This window comes from Streptomyces sp. NPDC091377 (assembly GCF_044757045.1).
GTDB lineage: Bacteria > Actinomycetota > Actinomycetes > Streptomycetales > Streptomycetaceae > Streptomyces.
This window is the reverse complement of record NZ_JBIVUE010000004.1, coordinates 301,011-317,664: the sequence shown is the minus strand read 5'-3', so window position 1 is coordinate 317,664 and position 16,654 is coordinate 301,011. Positions and strand designations below refer to the sequence as shown.

At 71.5% G+C, this 16,654-nt stretch carries 16 protein-coding genes and 1 pseudogene; 14 read left to right on the top strand and 3 right to left on the bottom strand.

Annotated features, from left to right (window positions below; genetic code table 11):
* Window positions 1–65: 65 nt before the first annotated feature.
* From ACIQNG_RS11670 to ACIQNG_RS11615, 12 genes are all read left to right on the top strand, one after another.
* Window positions 66–638: a GNAT family N-acetyltransferase gene (locus ACIQNG_RS11670; protein WP_401484203.1), complete on the top strand. Its 573-nt coding sequence runs from the start codon at window positions 66–68 to the stop codon at window positions 636–638.
* A gap of 127 nt (window positions 639–765) precedes the next feature.
* Window positions 766–849, top strand: coding sequence for a putative leader peptide (locus ACIQNG_RS11665; protein WP_309486338.1), 84 nt, complete (start codon window positions 766–768; stop codon window positions 847–849).
* Between the two features lie 128 nt (window positions 850–977).
* Window positions 978–2,675, top strand: a complete 1,698-nt coding sequence (locus ACIQNG_RS11660) for a nitrite/sulfite reductase (protein WP_401426027.1) — start codon at window positions 978–980, stop codon at window positions 2,673–2,675.
* A gap of 28 nt (window positions 2,676–2,703) precedes the next feature.
* Window positions 2,704–2,883 (top strand): hypothetical protein, encoded by a 180-nt coding sequence (locus ACIQNG_RS11655; RefSeq protein WP_401426024.1) that lies wholly within the window; start codon window positions 2,704–2,706, stop codon window positions 2,881–2,883.
* Window positions 2,880–3,590, top strand: a complete 711-nt coding sequence (locus ACIQNG_RS11650; protein WP_401484201.1) for a phosphoadenylyl-sulfate reductase — start codon at window positions 2,880–2,882, stop codon at window positions 3,588–3,590. The genes ACIQNG_RS11655 and ACIQNG_RS11650 overlap by 4 nt, the downstream gene beginning before the upstream one ends.
* A 122-nt stretch (window positions 3,591–3,712) precedes the next feature.
* Complete coding sequence (gene cysC / locus ACIQNG_RS11645; RefSeq protein WP_401426424.1) at window positions 3,713–4,249, top strand: adenylyl-sulfate kinase; 537 nt, start codon at window positions 3,713–3,715, stop codon at window positions 4,247–4,249.
* A complete protein-coding gene (gene cysD / locus ACIQNG_RS11640) occupies window positions 4,246–5,184 on the top strand; it encodes a sulfate adenylyltransferase subunit CysD (RefSeq protein ID WP_401426020.1) in 939 nt (312 codons plus the stop codon). The genes cysC and cysD overlap by 4 nt, the downstream gene beginning before the upstream one ends.
* 2 nt (window positions 5,185–5,186) lie before the next feature.
* Window positions 5,187–6,521 carry a sulfate adenylyltransferase subunit 1 gene (locus ACIQNG_RS11635; RefSeq protein WP_401426018.1) on the top strand — a complete coding sequence of 445 codons (1,335 nt, stop codon included), beginning with the start codon at window positions 5,187–5,189 and terminating at the stop codon, window positions 6,519–6,521.
* Window positions 6,522–6,784: 263 nt separating this feature from the next.
* Window positions 6,785–7,897, top strand: coding sequence for an aliphatic sulfonate ABC transporter substrate-binding protein (locus tag ACIQNG_RS11630; protein ID WP_401426016.1), 1,113 nt, complete (start codon window positions 6,785–6,787; stop codon window positions 7,895–7,897).
* 30 nt (window positions 7,898–7,927) lie between these two features.
* Window positions 7,928–8,716: an ABC transporter ATP-binding protein gene (locus tag ACIQNG_RS11625; protein WP_401484198.1), complete on the top strand. Its 789-nt coding sequence runs from the start codon at window positions 7,928–7,930 to the stop codon at window positions 8,714–8,716.
* On the top strand, window positions 8,703–9,596 hold the full coding sequence (locus ACIQNG_RS11620; protein ID WP_401484196.1) for an ABC transporter permease: 894 nt from the start codon (window positions 8,703–8,705) through the stop codon (window positions 9,594–9,596). Before ACIQNG_RS11625 ends, ACIQNG_RS11620 begins: the two co-directional genes overlap by 14 nt.
* Before the next feature lie 5 nt (window positions 9,597–9,601).
* Window positions 9,602–10,342, top strand: coding sequence for a sirohydrochlorin chelatase (locus tag ACIQNG_RS11615; protein ID WP_401484194.1), 741 nt, complete (start codon window positions 9,602–9,604; stop codon window positions 10,340–10,342).
* A 79-nt stretch (window positions 10,343–10,421) separates the two neighbouring features.
* On the opposite strand, the gene ACIQNG_RS11610 is transcribed toward ACIQNG_RS11615, so the two are convergent.
* Window positions 10,422–10,973, bottom strand: a complete 552-nt coding sequence (locus tag ACIQNG_RS11610) for a DUF1697 domain-containing protein (RefSeq protein ID WP_401484193.1) — start codon at window positions 10,971–10,973, stop codon at window positions 10,422–10,424.
* 452 nt (window positions 10,974–11,425) lie between these two features.
* Between ACIQNG_RS11610 and ACIQNG_RS11605 the strand changes: the two genes are divergently transcribed.
* Together ACIQNG_RS11605 and ACIQNG_RS11600 are read left to right on the top strand one after the other, a co-directional pair.
* Entirely contained in the window at window positions 11,426–13,672 is a 2,247-nt protein-coding gene (locus ACIQNG_RS11605; protein ID WP_401484191.1) for an MMPL family transporter, read from the top strand.
* A gap of 186 nt (window positions 13,673–13,858) precedes the next feature.
* Window positions 13,859–14,413 carry a MarR family winged helix-turn-helix transcriptional regulator gene (locus ACIQNG_RS11600; protein WP_401484189.1) on the top strand — a complete coding sequence of 185 codons (555 nt, stop codon included), beginning with the start codon at window positions 13,859–13,861 and terminating at the stop codon, window positions 14,411–14,413.
* A gap of 28 nt (window positions 14,414–14,441) precedes the next feature.
* Here ACIQNG_RS11600 and mgt read toward each other — a convergent pair.
* Together mgt and erm are read right to left on the bottom strand one after the other, a co-directional pair.
* Window positions 14,442–15,723, bottom strand: a pseudogene (gene mgt / locus ACIQNG_RS11595) (macrolide-inactivating glycosyltransferase).
* A gap of 90 nt (window positions 15,724–15,813) precedes the next feature.
* Entirely contained in the window at window positions 15,814–16,593 is a 780-nt protein-coding gene (gene erm, locus ACIQNG_RS11590) for an ErmE/ErmH/ErmO/ErmR family 23S rRNA (adenine(2058)-N(6))-methyltransferase (protein WP_401484188.1), read from the bottom strand.
* Window positions 16,594–16,654: the final 61 nt, after the last annotated feature.

The window sequence follows — 16,654 nt, the reverse complement described above, 5'->3', positions numbered from 1 at the left end:
CTCGCACCGCCGCTCCCCTGTCCGCCGATCGACAGATCCCCGGCGCGGATGATTCCCTGACCGGCATGAGCAACATCGCCGTGACCACCTGGTCCCTGGAGCAGACGGACCCCTCGGATCTGCTGCCCGCCGCCGCGCCCGAGGGCGACGTCCGTGTCGTCCGCGCCGAGGTGCCCTCCCCCGAGTTCAGCCGGTTCCTTTACGCCTCCGTCGGCCAGGACATCCGCTGGACCGACCGGCTGGGCTGGTCCTACGAGCGGTGGCAGAGCCATCTGGAGCGGCCGGGCGTGGAGACCTGGGTCGCCTACGACCGGGGCACCCCCGCCGGATACGTGGAGCTGACGCCCGGGGACGACGGGGTGGTGGAGATCGAGTACTTCGGACTGCTCCCGGCCTTCCGGGGACGCCGGATCGGCGGTCATCTGCTCGCGTACGGCACCGAGCGCGCCTGGGATCTGGCCGAGCGCTGGCCGGGACTCGCCGCCACCAAGCGGGTGTGGCTGCATACGTGCAGCAAGGACGGCGAGTTCGCGATGGACAACTACCAGCGGCGGGGCTTCACGCTGTTCGACACCAAGGTGGAGGAGGAACGCGAGGTGGCGACCCCGGGTCCCTGGCCCGGCGCATACCCTGTCTGACCTGCACCGACAAGCCCCCTGTCGGGGCATGTGACCGATCACACCCTTGTCCCACTCCTCGGGACAAGGGTGTCCGCATTCTGGGCAATGCTGGACTGTGTCCAGAACGCCGTGCCACGCTTCCGTCATGTCTGGAACTGGAATCGCCTTGGTGAGCCGACGGCACGTCGACCTCGGCCGTATGTCCAGCGCCATCTGTCCGGCGAGCTGACCGCACCAGCACCGCCGTCTCCCCGTATCCTCTCTCCCCTTTGCGCACTGCCGCGCAGGGCATGTGCCCATGCGCCCGTATGCGCAGGTCAGAGCTGCTTTCCGCCGGTCCCGAAGGACGTATTCACCATGGCCGCCACCCCCGAGAAGCCTGCCGCCTCCGCGCCCCGTCGCAAGGTGAGCCGTCACCGCGGCGAGGGCCAGTGGGCCGTCGGACATCACACCCCGCTCAACGGCAACGAGCAGTTCAAGAAGGACGACGACGGTCTCAATGTGCGGACACGCATTGAGACGATCTACTCCCGGCGCGGATTCCACTCCATCGACCCCAACGATCTGCGCGGGCGCATGCGTTGGTGGGGTCTGTACACCCAGCGCAAGCCCGGGATCGACGGCGGCAAGACCGCGATCCTGGAGCCGGAGGAGCTGGACGACGAGTACTTCATGCTGCGGGTCCGCATCGACGGCGGCGCGCTGACCACCGCCCAGCTGCGGGTCGTCGGCGAGATCTCCCAGGAGTTCGCCCGCGGCACCGCGGACATCACCGACCGGCAGAACGTCCAGTACCACTGGATCCGGATCGAGGACGTGCCGGAGATCTGGAACCGCCTGGAGGCGGTCGGGCTGTCCACCACCGAGGCGTGCGGCGACACCCCCCGCGTGATCCTCGGCTCGCCGGTCGCCGGTATCGCCGCGGACGAGATCATCGACGGCAGCCCGGCGATCGCGGAGATCCAGCGCCGGATCGTCGGCAACCCGGCGTTCTCCAATCTGCCCCGCAAGTTCAAGTCGGCGGTGTCCGGCTCGCCGCTGCTGGACGTGGCGCACGAGATCAACGACATCGCGTTCGTCGGTGTCGACCACCCCGACCACGGCCCCGGCTTCGACCTGTGGGTGGGCGGCGGCCTCTCCACCAACCCGAAGATCGGCGTCCGGCTGGGCGCCTGGGTCCCGCTGGACGAGGTCCCCGACGTCTACGAGGGCGTCATCTCCATCTTCCGCGACTACGGCTACCGGCGGCTGCGCACCCGCGCCCGGCTGAAGTTCCTGGTCGCCGACTGGGGACCGGAGAAGTTCCGCCAGGTGCTGGAGGACGAGTACCTGGGCCGCAAGCTCACCGACGGCCCCGCCCCCGCCCAGCCCGTGGCGCGCTGGCGGGACCACGTCGGGGTGCACCGGCAGCGCGACGGCCGCTTCTACGTCGGGTTCGCGCCCCGCGTCGGCCGGGTGGACGGCGCCACCCTCACCAAGATCGCCGAACTGGCCGAGGCCCATGGCTCGGGCCGGGTCCGCACCACCGCCGAGCAGAAGATGATCGTGCTCGACCTGGCGGAGCAGCAGGTCGACTCGCTGGTGGCGGGCCTGGAGGCGCTGGACCTGCGGGTCACCCCCTCGCCGTTCCGGCGCGGCACCATGGCCTGCACCGGCATCGAGTTCTGCAAGCTCGCCATCGTGGAGACCAAGCAGCGCGGCTCCACACTCATCGACGAACTGGAGCGCAGGCTGCCGGAGTTCGGCGAGCCGCTCACCATCAACATCAACGGCTGCCCCAACGCCTGCGCCCGGATCCAGGTCGCGGACATCGGTCTCAAGGGCCAGTTGGTCCTCGACGACAACGGCGAGCAGGTCGAGGGCTACCAGGTGCACCTGGGCGGCGCGCTCGGCCTGGAGGCGGGCTTCGGCCGCAAGGTGCGCGGACTCAAGGTCACCGCCGACGAACTCCCCGACTACATCGAGCGGGTCCTCGGCCGCTTCCAGGAGGGACGCGAGGACGGCGAGCGCTTCGCCGCCTGGGCGGCCCGCGCCTCCGAGGCGGACCTGTCGTGAGCGCCGCGCACCGGACGGGGGAGGCCCGATGAGCGAGCGTGCGGCGCCCTTCCACTGCCCGTACTGCGGTGACGAGGACCTGCGTCCGAACGAGACGGGCCACGGGGCCTGGGAATGCGGAGCCTGCAACCGCGCATTCCAGTTGAAGTTCCTCGGACTGCTGTCCCGGGGACTTCGGCCCAACACCCCCGAAGGGGACGGGATATGACCGCTCTTCAGGAAGTTCCCACGACCGACGAACTCAAGGCACTCGCCGAACGGGCGGGCCGTGAACTGGAGGACGCCTCCGCGCCGGAGATCCTCCGCTGGGCGACGGGCACCTTCGGCCGGCGCTTCTGCGTCACCTCCTCGATGGAGGACGCGGTGGTCGCCCATCTCGCCTCCCGGGCGATGCCCGGCGTCGACGTCGTCTTCCTCGACACCGGCTACCACTTCGAGGAGACCATCGGCACCCGCGACGCCGTCGAGGCCGTGATGGACGTCAACGTCATCACGCTCACCCCCCGGCGGACCGTCGCCGAGCAGGACGCCGAGCACGGCCCCCGGCTGCACGACCGCGACCCCGACCTGTGCTGCAAGCTCCGCAAGGTGCAACCGCTGGAGCAGGGCCTGGAGGGCTACCACGCGTGGGCGACCGGACTGCGCCGCGACGAGTCCCCGACCCGGGCAAACACCCCCGTCGTCGGCTGGGACGAGAAGCGGCGGAAGGTCAAGGTCTCCCCCATCGCCCGCTGGACCCAGGACGACGTGGACGCCTACGTCGCCGCACACGGCGTCCTCACCAACCCGCTGCTGATGGACGGCTACGCCTCCGTCGGCTGCGCCCCCTGCACCCGCCGGGTGCTGGCCGGCGAGGACGCCCGGGCCGGCCGCTGGGCGGGCCGCGGCAAGACCGAGTGCGGGCTGCACGGATGACCGGCCCGCTCACCACCACCGCCGCCCCCGACACCACCCCCGGCCCCGGCACCACCCCCGGCCCCGGCACCACCCCTGACGCCGGTCCCGCCACCGACGCCCCCTCGATCCAGGAGACCCCCGTGACGACCGGAGCCACCGTCTGGCTCACAGGTCTGCCGAGCGCCGGCAAGACCACCATCGCGTACCAGCTGGCCGGACGGCTGACGGCCGAGGGCCGCCGCGTCGAGGTGCTCGACGGCGACGAGATCCGCGAGTTCATCTCCGCGGGCCTCGGGTTCTCCCGCGAGGACCGGGACACCAATGTGCGGCGCATCGGCTACCTCGCCGAACTGCTCGCCCGCAACGGGGTGCTGGCACTGGTCCCGGTGATCGCGCCGTACGCCGCCAGCCGGGACGCCGTACGGGGACGGCACCAGCACAGCGCGACGGCCTATCTGGAGGTCCATGTGGCCACCCCGGTCGAGGTGTGCTCGGTCCGCGATGTGAAGGGGCTGTACGCCAAGCAGGCCGCGGGGGAGCTGACCGGGCTGACCGGGGTCGACGACCCGTACGAGGAACCGGAGGCGCCGGATCTGCGGATCGAGTCGCAGCACCAGAGCGTGCAGGAGTCCGCGGCGTCGGTGTACGCCCTGCTGAAGGAGAGGGGACTGGCATGACGACGACCGTGGCCACGGTGACCGGGGAGACCGGCAGCCCGTACGCCCTGTCCCACCTGGACGCGCTGGAGTCCGAGGCGGTCCACATCTTCCGCGAGGTGGCGGGCGAGTTCGAACGGCCGGTGATCCTCTTCTCCGGCGGCAAGGACTCCATCGTCATGCTGCATCTGGCGCTGAAGGCGTTCGCCCCGGCGCCCGTCCCCTTCACGCTGCTGCACGTCGACACCGGGCACAACTTCCCCGAGGTCATCGACTACCGGGACCGCACCGTCGAACGGCACGGACTGCGCCTGCATGTGGCGTCCGTCCAGGACTACATCGACCGCGGGGTGCTCCGGGAACGCCCCGACGGCACCCGCAACCCGCTCCAGACCGTCCCGCTCACCGAGAAGATCCAGGGCGAGAAGTTCGACGCCGTCTTCGGCGGCGGACGCCGGGACGAGGAGAAGGCCCGCGCGAAGGAACGGGTGTTCTCGCTGCGGGACGAGTTCTCCCAGTGGGACCCCCGACGCCAGCGCCCCGAGCTGTGGAACCTGTACAACGGCCGGCACGCCCCCGGCGAACACGTCCGGGTCTTCCCGCTGTCCAATTGGACCGAGCTGGACGTGTGGCAGTACATCGCCCGCGAGTCCATCGAACTGCCGCAGATCTACTTCGCGCACGAGCGCGAGGTGTTCCGGCGGGCCGGGATGTGGCTCACCGCCGGGGACTGGGGCGGCCCGAAGGACGGCGAGTCGGTCGAGAAGCGGCTGATCCGCTACCGCACGGTCGGGGACATGTCCTGCACCGGCGCCGTCGACTCGGACGCGACCACCCTGGACGCCGTCATCACCGAGATCGCCGCCTCCCGGCTGACCGAGCGGGGCGCGACCCGCGCCGACGACAAGCTGTCCGAGGCCGCGATGGAAGACCGCAAGCGCGAGGGGTACTTCTAGCCATGAGCACCATCACGACCGAGGAGCTGTCGGCCACCACGCTGCTGCGGTTCGCGACCGCCGGCTCGGTGGACGACGGCAAGTCCACCCTGGTGGGCCGGCTGCTGCACGACTCCAAGTCGGTGCTCACCGACCAGCTGGAGGCCGTCGAGCGGGCCTCCGCGGACCGCGGGCAGGAGGGGCCCGACCTCGCGCTGCTCACCGACGGACTGCGCGCCGAACGCGAACAGGGCATCACCATCGATGTCGCCTACCGCTACTTCGCCACGCCCCGGCGCCGGTTCATCCTGGCCGACACCCCGGGCCATGTGCAGTACACCCGCAACATGGTCACCGGCGCCTCCACCGCCGAGCTGACCGTGGTGCTGGTCGACGCCCGCAACGGCGTGGTCGAGCAGACCCGCCGCCACGCCGCCATCGCCGCCCTGCTCCGGGTCCCGCACGTCGTCCTCGCCGTCAACAAGATGGACCTGGTCGGCTACGAGGAGAAGGTGTTCGCGGCGATCGCCGAGGAGTTCACGGCGTACGCCACCGAACTCGGCGTCCCCGAGGTCACCGCCGTCCCGATCTCCGCCCTGAACGGCGACAACGTGGTGGAGCCGTCGGCGCACATGGACTGGTACGGCGGCCCGACCGTCCTGGAGCATCTGGAGACCGTGCCGGTCAGCCACGATCTGGCGCACTGTCACGCGCGGCTGCCCGTGCAGTACGTGATCCGGCCGCAGACCGCCGAGCACCCCGACTACCGGGGCTACGCCGGGCAGATCGCCGCGGGCTCCTTCCGCGTCGGCGACCAGGTCACCGTCCTGCCGTCCGGACGGCGGTCGACCGTCACCGGGATCGATCTGCTGGGCCGGCCGGTCGAGGTGGCCTGGACCCCGCAGTCGGTGACGCTGCTGCTGGCCGACGACATCGACATCTCCCGCGGCGACCTCCTGGTGCCCAGCGCGGACGCGCCCGCGACCTCGCAGGACATGGAGGCGACGGTCTGCCATGTCGCCGACCAGCCGCTGACGGTCGGCCACCGGGTGCTGCTCAAGCACGGCACGCGCACGGTCAAGGCGATCGTGAAGGACATCCCGTCCCGGCTGACGCTGGACGACCTGTCGCTGCACCCGCACCCGGGCCGGCTGGTCGCCAACGACATCGGACGGGTGAAGATCCGTACCGCCGAGCCGCTGCCCGCCGACTCCTACGCGGACTCGCGGCGCACCGGCTCGTTCATCCTGATCGACCCGGCGGACGGCACCACGCTGACCGCCGGCATGGTCGGCGAGTCGTTCGCCGCGCCGGAGCCGGTGCGCGACGCCGCCGAGGACGACGGCTGGGACTTCTGAGACAGGTGGGGGTTAGTGATCATGAGACCGACTGACGTCTACTCGACGTTCGCGAAGGAGGGCGGCCGGGTCGGCAGCGGCGCCCTCGGCAGCGGACAGGGCGGAGTGGCGCGATGTGTGTGAACCGCGCCACCTCCGTCACGTCCTGTCCGCACCGCGCCCTGCGCCGCGCGCCCCGAGCGCGCCGAAAACCCGCCGAACTCCCGGCCACGGCCTGATCCAGAGGCACCGTGACCGCCGGGCCACCGAGAGGAACACCTCCCGTGCCTGCCAGAATCGCCGTCCGCCGCTCGCTCGCCGCGATAGCCGCGCTCCCGCTGCTCACCCTCGCCGCCTGCGGCTACGGCTCCGACTCGGACTCCACGAACGACGACACCGCCGAGGTCGCCGCCGGGGCGAAGAAGATCGACGGTCTGGACTCCGTCCGGATCGGATACTTCGGCAACCTCACCCACGCGACCGCGCTCGTCGGCCGTGAGCAGGGCTTCTTCCAGAAGGAACTGGGCGCCACCAAGGCCGAGTACGCCACCTTCAACGCGGGCCCGTCCGAGATCGAGGCCCTGAACTCCGGCTCCATCGACATCGGCTGGATCGGCCCCTCCCCCGCCATCAACGGCTACACCAAGTCCGCCGGCAAGAATCTGCGGATCATCAGCGGGTCGGCGTCCGGCGGTGTGAAGCTCGTCGTCAACCCCGACAAGATCAAGACCCTGGACGACGTCAAGGGCAAGAAGATCGCCACCCCGCAGCTCGGCAACACCCAGGACATCGCGTTCCTCAACTGGATCAAGGAGCGGGGCTGGAAGGTCGACGCGCAGAGCGGCAAGGGCGATGTGTCGGTGGTCCGCACCGACAACAAGGTGACCCCGGACGCCTACAAGTCGGGCTCCATCGACGGCGCGTGGGTGCCGGAGCCGACCGCGTCGAAGCTGGTCGCCGAGGGCGCCGAGGTGCTGCTGGACGAGGCGTCGCTGTGGCCGGACGAGAAGTTCGTGATCACCAACATCATCGTGTCGCAGACGTTCCTCAAGGAGCACCCGAAGGCGGTCGAGGCGGTGCTGCGGGCGTCGGTCGGGACCAATGAGTGGATCAACGCCAACCCCGACGAGGCCAAGGCGTCCGCCAACGACCAGTTGGCGGCCGACACCGGCAAGCCGCTGCCCGCGGAGGTGATCGACCCGGCGTGGAAGTCGATCGAGATCACCAACGACCCGCTGGCCGCCACCCTCAACACCCAGGCGGAGCACGCGGTCCAGGCGGGTCTCCTGGAGGAGCCCTCGCTGACCGGCATCTACGACCTGACGCTGCTGAACAAGGTGCTCGCCGCCGAGGGCGGGGGCACCGTGGACGACGCCGGGCTCGGCGCCGCTTCGTAAGCACGGATGACATCCCAGGAGGTGACGACCATGGCCACGACTTTCGCCAAGACCGCCGACGCCGGTACGTCGGCCGAGCACGCCGCGCGCATCGAGCATGTCTCGAAGTCCTTCTCCGGCCCCGCCGGGCAGCAGCTCGTCCTGGACGACATCACGCTCGATGTCGCACCGGGTGAGTTCGTCACCCTCCTGGGAGCCTCCGGCTGCGGCAAGTCCACGCTGCTGAACCTGGTGGCGGGGCTGGACCGGCCGACGGCGGGCGGGATCACCACCGACGGCCGGCCCGCGCTGATGTTCCAGGAGCACGCCCTGTTCCCCTGGCTGACCGCGGGCAAGAACATCGAGCTGGCGCTGAAGCTGGGCGGGGTCCCCAAGCCGGAGCGGCGCGGCCGGGCCGAGCAGCTCCTGGAGCTGGTCCGGCTCCAGGGCTCGTACGGCAAGCGGGTGCACGAGCTGTCCGGCGGGATGCGGCAGCGGGTGGCGCTGGCCCGCGCGCTCGCGCAGGACAGCAGGCTGCTGCTGATGGACGAGCCGTTCGCGGCGCTCGACGCCATCACCCGCGACGTGCTGCACGACGAACTGACCCGGATCTGGAGCGAGACGGGTGTGTCGGTGCTGTTCGTGACGCACAACGTGCGGGAGGCGGTACGGCTCGCCCAGCGGGTGGTGCTGCTGTCCTCACGGCCGGGCCGGATCGCCCGGCAGTGGACCGTGGACATCCCGCAGCCGCGCCGGATCGAGGACGCGGACGTCGCCGAGCTGTCCCGAGAGATCACCGAAGAACTGCGTGGGGAGATCCGCCGCCATGGCCAGCACTGACACGACCGCCACCAAGAACGGCGGCGATCTGGCCGGACTGGGCGCCGGGCTCGACGCCCTGGAGACGGTCCAGACCGGCCGTACCCCGGTGCGGACCGTCCTCGTCCAGAAGGTCGTCCCGCCCGTCACCGCCATCGTGCTGGTGGTGGCGGTGTGGCAGGCGCTGATCTCGTTCCACGTGGTGGACGACCCCAGCAAGCTGCCCGCGCCCGGCGATGTGTGGAACGAGGTCGAGAACGCCTGGCTCCAGGGCACGCTCATCGACTACATCTGGACGAGTGTCTCGCGCGGTCTGCTGGGCTTCCTGCTGGCCCTCAGCATCGGCACCCCGCTGGGGCTGCTGGTGGCGCGGGTGCGGTTCGTGCGCGCCGCGATCGGGCCGATCCTGTCCGGCCTCCAGTCGCTGCCGTCGGTGGCGTGGGTGCCGCCCGCGGTGATCTGGCTGGGGCTGAACAACCAGATGATGTACGCCGTCATCCTGCTCGGCGCGGTCCCGTCCATCGCGAACGGGCTGGTGTCGGGCGTGGACCAGGTGCCGCCGCTGTTCCTGCGGGCGGGCCGCACCATGGGCGCGACCGGGCTCAAGGGCACCTGGCACATCGTCATGCCGGCCGCGCTGCCGGGCTATCTGGCCGGGCTGAAGCAGGGCTGGGCGTTCTCGTGGCGGTCGCTGATGGCGGCCGAGATCATCGCGTCCTCGCCCGAGCTGGGGGTCGGACTGGGACAACTGCTGGAGAACGGCCGCAACACCAGTTCCATGTCGATGGTGTTCCTCGCGATCCTGCTGATCCTGGTCGTCGGCATCGCCATCGATCTGCTGATCTTCAGCCCGCTGGAACGGCGGGTGCTGCGCAGCCGCGGGCTCCTGGTGAGAAGCTGAGCATCATGGACCAGGGACCCGTTCTCCTCGTCGTCGCCCACGGCAGCCGCGACGCGCGGCACGCCGCGACCGTGTACGCCCTGGTGGAGCGGGTGCGGTCGCTGCGGCCGGGGCTGCGGGTGGAGACCGGGTTCCTGGACTTCAACCTGCCGTCGGTACCGGCCGTGCTGGAGTCCCTCGCGGGGGACGGCGTACGGGAGGTGGTGGCGCTGCCGCTGCTGCTGACCCGGGCGTTCCACGCGAAGGCCGACATCCCGGCGGTGCTGCGGGAGGCGCCGCCGGTGCTGCGGGTCCGGCAGGCCGAGGTGCTCGGACCGTCCCCGCTGCTGATGGCCGCACTGGAACGGCGGCTGTACGAGGCCGGCCTCTGCCCCGCCGACAAGGCGACGACCGGGGTCGTCCTGGCCTCGGCGGGCTCCACCGACCCGGAGGCGATCGCGGTGATCGCGTCCTTCGCGCGGGAGTGGCGGCGGACCGGTTGGCGTGCCGTACGGCCCGCGTTCGCCTCGGCGCGGCTGCCCCGCACGCAGGACGCGGTACGTCAGCTCAGGGCGCTGGGGTGTGAGCGGGTCGCCGTGGCGCCCTATGTGCTGGCGCCGGGGTTCCTGCCGGACCGGATCGCCCGGGGGGCGGCCGACGCGGACGTCCTCGCCGAGGTGCTGGGGTCCGCCGTCGAGGTGGCCCGGGTGGTGCTCCAGCGGTACGACCGGGCGGGGGTCCGGTCGATGTCCGCCGTCGGCGCCTGACGTCGGCCTTGCCCCCTGGACGTCTTCGCGCTGCCCCGCGGGCACGCCCCTTGAGCAGGGCTCACCCGGTGGGCGGGGTTCACCCGGTGGCGGTCATCTCCGCCAGCTTCAGCACCGTGTTCCAGTTGCGGGTGGTCGCGATCAGGCCGCGCGGGGCGTAGCGGGGGCGGGCGAGGGTCTCGGCCAGCTTGGAGCGGCCGAGACCGCCCGGGGTGTGGAGGTAGAGGGCGCGGTCGCCGAGGGTGAACTCCTCGGGCAGGAAGGCCGTACGGTCGAGGCCGGTGTAGCGGTCCCGCGTCACCTGCTCGGAGAAGTAGGTGACGTGGAGTTGCTTGGCCTCCAGCTCGGCGGCCGGGTAGGGGCAGGCGTCGACGATCGCCCTGAGGTAGGCGTGGTCGCGGACGAGGAGGTCGACGGTGAAGCCGAAGTGCTCCTCGACCGCCTGCGCCAGCCCGGCCGCCAGGGTGTCCTCGTCGCCGTCGTCGGCGGTGAACACGGCCTGGCCGCTCTGGAGATAGGTGCGGACGTCGCCGTGGCCGAGCCCTTCGATGACGGCGCGCAGTGCCGCCATCGGGACCTTCCGGCTGCCGCCCACGTTGATACCGCGCAGCAGGACCGCGTACGTCGTCATCGGCTCACTCTAGTCGCCGACGGTCTCCGGCCGGCCCACCCCGGCCTTCGTGCTCCGTGGGGGTGAGCACGACGGCCGGGGTACTGCGCGAAACTCTCGCCGACGAGCGGGGGCCTGGGCAACAGCTACACGCAGCTGTGACTTGTCCAACAAAGTTTCGTAATGACAAACCGGATGTCCCGCGACGGACCGGGCACCCCGCCGGGCGCGGCCGGGAAGGTCCGGGCACGGGCGGGGAGCCGGTCGGACCCTGATCCGGGTCCCCCACAACTCCCCTTAGGTGTAAGGGGTCGCCGTCCTCCCTGGTGCGGAGAGCCGGGGGTCCGAAGGGATGATCCGGGCCTTCCCCCTTTCACCGGGCAGTACGACGAGATGCCTTTATCCCGGCCATACCTTCGAGGCGGAGGGTGGCGGCAGCAGGCGGCCACCGGGCACAAGGGGGCAGGCCCGTCATGGGGAGCAGACATTCACGGGTGCGGGGCGTCGCCGCGCGGGCCGGCGGCTGGAGCGCCCGGCACCGGTGGGCGGCCGTGGGGATCTGGGTGCTGTTCGTGGTCCTGGTCATGGGGTTCGGGTCGGCGGTCGGCCGCGCCGAGGTCAAGGACAGCGAGCAGCTCAAGGGGGAGACCCGGACCGCGGCGAAGCTCATCGAGGACGCCGGGATCGAGGAACCCGCCAGTGAGACGGTCCTGGTCCAGTCGAAGGACGCCTCGCTGAAGGCCACCGACGACGCGTTCCGCGCGGCGGTCGCCGCCGTCGTCAAGGCCGTCGACGCGACCGGCGAGGTCACCGGCATCACCTCGCCCTACGAGACCCGGACCGTCTCCGAGGACGGCCGCAGCGCGCTGGTGCAGTTCGACATGCGCGGCGCCTCCGACACCGCGGGCGAACGGGTGCAACCGGTGCTGGACGCGGTCGAGGAGACCCGGAAGGACCATCCGTCGCTGCTGATCGAGGAGATCGGCGGCGCCAGCATGACGAAGACGTTCGACAAGGCGTACGGCGACGACTTCAAGCAGGCCGAGTACTCGGCCGTACCGGTGGCCCTCGGCATTCTGCTGATCGCGTTCGGCGCGCTGGTCGCGGCGCTGGTGCCGGTGCTGCTCGCGATCACCGCCATCATGGCGACGATGGGGCTGATGAGCCTGGTCAGCCATGCGATCCCGATGAGCGACACCGCCGACTCGGTGATGCTGCTGGTCGGTCTGGCCGTCGGTGTCGACTACTGCCTGTTCTATCTGCGCCGCGAGCGCGAGGAGCGGGCGGCCGGCAAGGACGCGGAGACGGCGCTGCGGATCGCCGCCGCGACCAGCGGACGCGCGATCGTGGTCTCGGGTGTCACGGTGTGTGTCGCGATGGCGGGCATGGCCTTCACCGGGATCGCCGACTTCGTGGCGATGGGTCTGGCCTCCCTGATGGTCGTCGCGGTCGCCATGGTCGGCTCGGTCACCGTGCTGCCCGCGGTGCTGTCGCTGCTGGGCGAGCGGGTCGAGAAGGGCCGGCTGCCGTTCCTGCGCCGCCGGACCGCCGGCCACGGCAGCCGGTTCTGGAGCACGGTCCTGAAGGCGGTGCTGGCCAAGCCGGTGCTGTCGGTGGTGGTCGCGACGGGCGCGCTGCTCGCGGTCGCGGCGCCCGCGGTGGGCATGAAGACCCAGGAACTCACCCTGGACCAGGAGTTCGGCGACTCGCTGCCGATCGTCCAGACGTACAACCGGGTCAACGAGGCGTTCCCGGGCGGCTCGGATCCCGCCACGGTGGTCGTCAAGGCCAGGGACATCAACGCCCCCGAGGTGCGCTCGGCGCTCGCCGAGTTCCGTGAGCGGGCGATCAGTTCGGGGGCCTCGCGGGGGCCGGTCGAGATCAAGGTGCACGACGCGGACAACCTGGCCTTCGTCTACGTCCCCCTGGTCGGCGGTTCCGACCTGGACGAGGCGGGCGCCGGCGTGGACACCCTGCGCGACGAGGTGCGGCCCGCCACACTGGGCGAGGTGGCGGGGGTCGAGGCACCGATCACCGGCCAGGTCGCCGGGTCCAAGGACTTCAGCGAGCAGTTGATCGGCTCGGTCGTCCCGGTCTTCGCCTTCGTCGTGGTCTTCGCCTTCCTGCTGATGCTGCTCTCCTTCCGCTCGCTGACCATCGCGATCACCTCGATCGCGCTCAACCTGCTCTCGGTCGCCGCCGCCTACGGGATCCTCGTCGCCGTCTTCCAGCACGGCTGGGGCGCGTCGCTGGTGGGCGCGGAGGGGGTCGGCGCGATCGTCAGCTGGCTGCCGCTGTTCCTCTTCGTGATCCTGTTCGGACTGTCGATGGACTACCACGTGTTCGTGGTCTCCCGGATCCGCGAGGGACGGATGCAGGGCCGTACCACCAAGGACGCCATCACCCACGGGGTGGTCACCACGGCGGGGGTCGTGACCAGCGCCGCCGTCATCATGGTCGCCGTGTTCGCGATCTTCGGCACGCTCTCCATGCAGTCCATGAAGCAGATGGGGGTGGGCCTCGCGGCGGCGGTGCTGATCGACGCGACGGTCATCCGCGGGGTGCTGCTCCCGGCGGTGATGGCCCTGCTCGGCGAGCACAACTGGTACTTCCCGAGGTGGCTGCGCAAGCTGCCCGACCTGACCCATGACGAGACGCCCGAGGCGGTCGTCCCGGGTCCGAGGCACCGGCGCGACGACGAGGAGCCCGTACGGGTGTAGTCGCGGCAGCCGGTACGGAGGGGCCCGTCGGTCACCGGGGAACCGACGGGCCCTTCCTGGTGCCCGGCCCCGCCCCGGGGACCCGGCCGACGGCCGAGGATGCCGGGGTCCGGCGAGGGCAAGCCTCACGGTGGAGTCACCTCACCGTGACGTAGTCTGACGGCCGGTCGGAGCGGTGACGAGGCGATGGCGGAGGTTCCCGTGGCGGACGAGCAGGGGACGGCCGGCCGGCCCGGGGAGGCGGCGGGCGGGGCGGCCGAGCAGGGCGAGCGCATCATGCGCGGACTGCGCGCCTGGGGGGCCACCTACACCGAGTTCACCCGGCGCTTCGCCGCCCATCTCGGCCTGCACTCCACGGACGCCGTGGCCCTGCTGGAGATCCTGTACGCCGAGGACCAGGGCGCCCCGCTGTCACTCGCCCGGCTCGGCGAACGGATCTCGCTCACCTCCGGGGCGACGACCGCGCTGGTGGACCGGCTGGAGAAGGCCGGGCACATCGTCCGGGTCCGGGGCGAGCAGGCGGACCGCAGGGTGGTCACCCTGCGCGGCGGCCCGGCGATCGGGGAACCCGCCGTCGCCTTCTTCACCCCCTTCGACGAGCGGATGCAGCGGCTGATGGCCTCCTATCCCCCCGAACTCATCGAGCGGTTCGCGGGGTTCCTCCGGGAGATGCACACCGATCTGGCGGCCCTTCTGGCGGAGGAGTACAGCGGGGGGAAGCCGCGCGGACGGCACCCGTAGGGCGGGGCCGCGGGCAGGCGCGCGGCCGTCACCGCCCCGACGGGGCGCGGCGGGCGGCGAGTTCGGCCTCGATGAGGTCGGCCGCCTGCCGGGTGCCGCCCTCGTCGGCCATCGTGGACCGGATCTCCTTGAGCCGGCGGTGGACCTCGGGGTCGGCCATCAGTTCGTCCCCGAGAGCGCGCAGGAGGTCGGCGGTGGCCTCCTCGGTCGCCACGGTCCTGGCGACGCCGAGGGCCTGGAGCATCTCGGCGTTGCCGAACTGGTCGGCGGCCTGCGGCACGGCGATCATCGGGGTGGCCGTGGCGAGGCCCTCCTGGCTGCCGCCCGCCCCGGCGTGGGTGATGAACAGGTCGGCCTCGCGGAGGATCGCGAGTTGCGGCACCCAGGAGCGGACCTCGACATCGCCGGGGATCTCCCCCAGGTCGGCGGGGTCGACATGGCGGCCGATCTGGAGCACCAGACGCAGCCCGGGGCGGTCGCCGAAGGCCCGCAGACACTCCCGGTAGAAATCGGGCCGGTCGGTGAAGGCCGAGCCCAGCGAGACCAGGACGACCTTCTCAGCGTCCGCCGGCCGCTGCCACCCGCCCTGCTCGGCCCGGTCGCCCTGGCAGGCGCCGACGAAGGTGTACCGGGCGGGGTCCACCCGGTCGGCGTGGGGCTGGAGGGCCTTGGGGATGAGGACGAGGGAGCGGTCGGGGCGGCCCCCGAAGTCGTCCGGGTCCATGGTGATCCCGTTCTCCGTCAGCCAGGAGGTGTAGCGGGCGAAGTACGCCCGGCCGCGCTCGGTGCGCCTGGGCTCCTCCCACATCGGGCGGGCGACCTCCTCCTCGTACCCCTCCCAGGCGACCAAGCACGGGGAGAGGGAGAGGGCGGGGACGCCCCACTGGTGGGCGAGGATCCGCGCCGCGAATCCGGCGATGTCGTAGAGCACGAGATCCGGTGTGTCGCCCTCGTACGCGGCGCGCAACTGCGGCAGGGAGCGGATCGCGTCGTCCAGGAACGGCTCCACGTTGTCCAGCAGGCTCGTGCCCCAGTCCTCCGGGGGCGCGTCGGGCCCGGGCAGCGTGGAGTTCCACGGCTTGACCTCGGCCCCGGCCTCGGCGACCTTCTCCGCGAAGGCGGGCGGGATCGCGTAGGTCACCCGGTGGCCACGGGCGACCAGTTCACGGATGACCTCCAGGCTGGGGTTCACATGGCCGTGGGCGGCGACGGAGAACATGGCGACATGGGCGGGGGCGGATGCGGGGGTGGTCATGAGAAGGAGAATAGACGAGACGAGACGTCTCGTGCAACTCATTCTTCTTCCTGATCCACCCCCGCGACGTCACGCCTCAGCCAGGGCGCCGCCCGGTCACGACGCCCCAGGGCGCCCGGTCACGACGCCTCGGGGCGCCGCCCGGTCACGACGTCAGCGCCGCGTGCAGCCGCAGCCAGCCCGTCGGCGGCACCTCGCCGACCAGCGAGGAGGGATCGAGTCGCGCCGCGCGGAACGCCGCGTCCACCCGGCGCCTCGGGTACGCCCGCCGCAGCGAGGCGTGCAGACTGCCGCCGACCCCGGTGAAGCCCAGCTCCACCAGTTCCCGCCAGCCCTGGTAGGCCCCGGTGTCGAGCAGCGGGGTGGCCCGCCGCTCGATCCGGATGATCCCGGCGTCCACGCGCGGCACCGGCCGGAAGCTGTGGCGGCCGACCCGGGCGAGCAGCCGCCACTCGTGGCGCGGCCAGCTCCGTACCGTCAGCAGGGTCCAGCTGCCGTAGTCACCGGTGCGCTTGCGGGCGTACTCCAGCTGGGTGAGCAGGGTGGCGTGGGTGAGGGCCGGGGCGCGCAGACACCAGTCCACGACGTCGGCGGTGCGGGAGAACGGGACGTTGCCCGCGACGGAGAACGGCGTTCGGGGAGGATGCGCGGTGAGGAAGTCCCCGCCGAGGATCCGGACGTGCCCGGCGTCCGCGAAGCGGGCGCGCAGCGCCGGGACCAGCCGGGGGTCGATCTCGTAGGCGTGCAGTCGCCGGCAGCGCGGGGCCAGCCGGGTGGTCAACGCGCCGTTCCCGGCGCCCACTTCGAGGACGAGGGGGGCCGGGTCGTGCCGCGGTACGGCGAGCCGGGCCAGGCGCTCGGCGGCTGCCTGGTCGGTGAGGAAGTTCTGCGAGAGCGCACGTGAGGTACGCGAAGGGCGGGCCATGTGCCTGCGGGTCCTTGTCTTCCGGGTGAAAGGGAGGAGGGCAGCCGAAGGCCCTGACCGG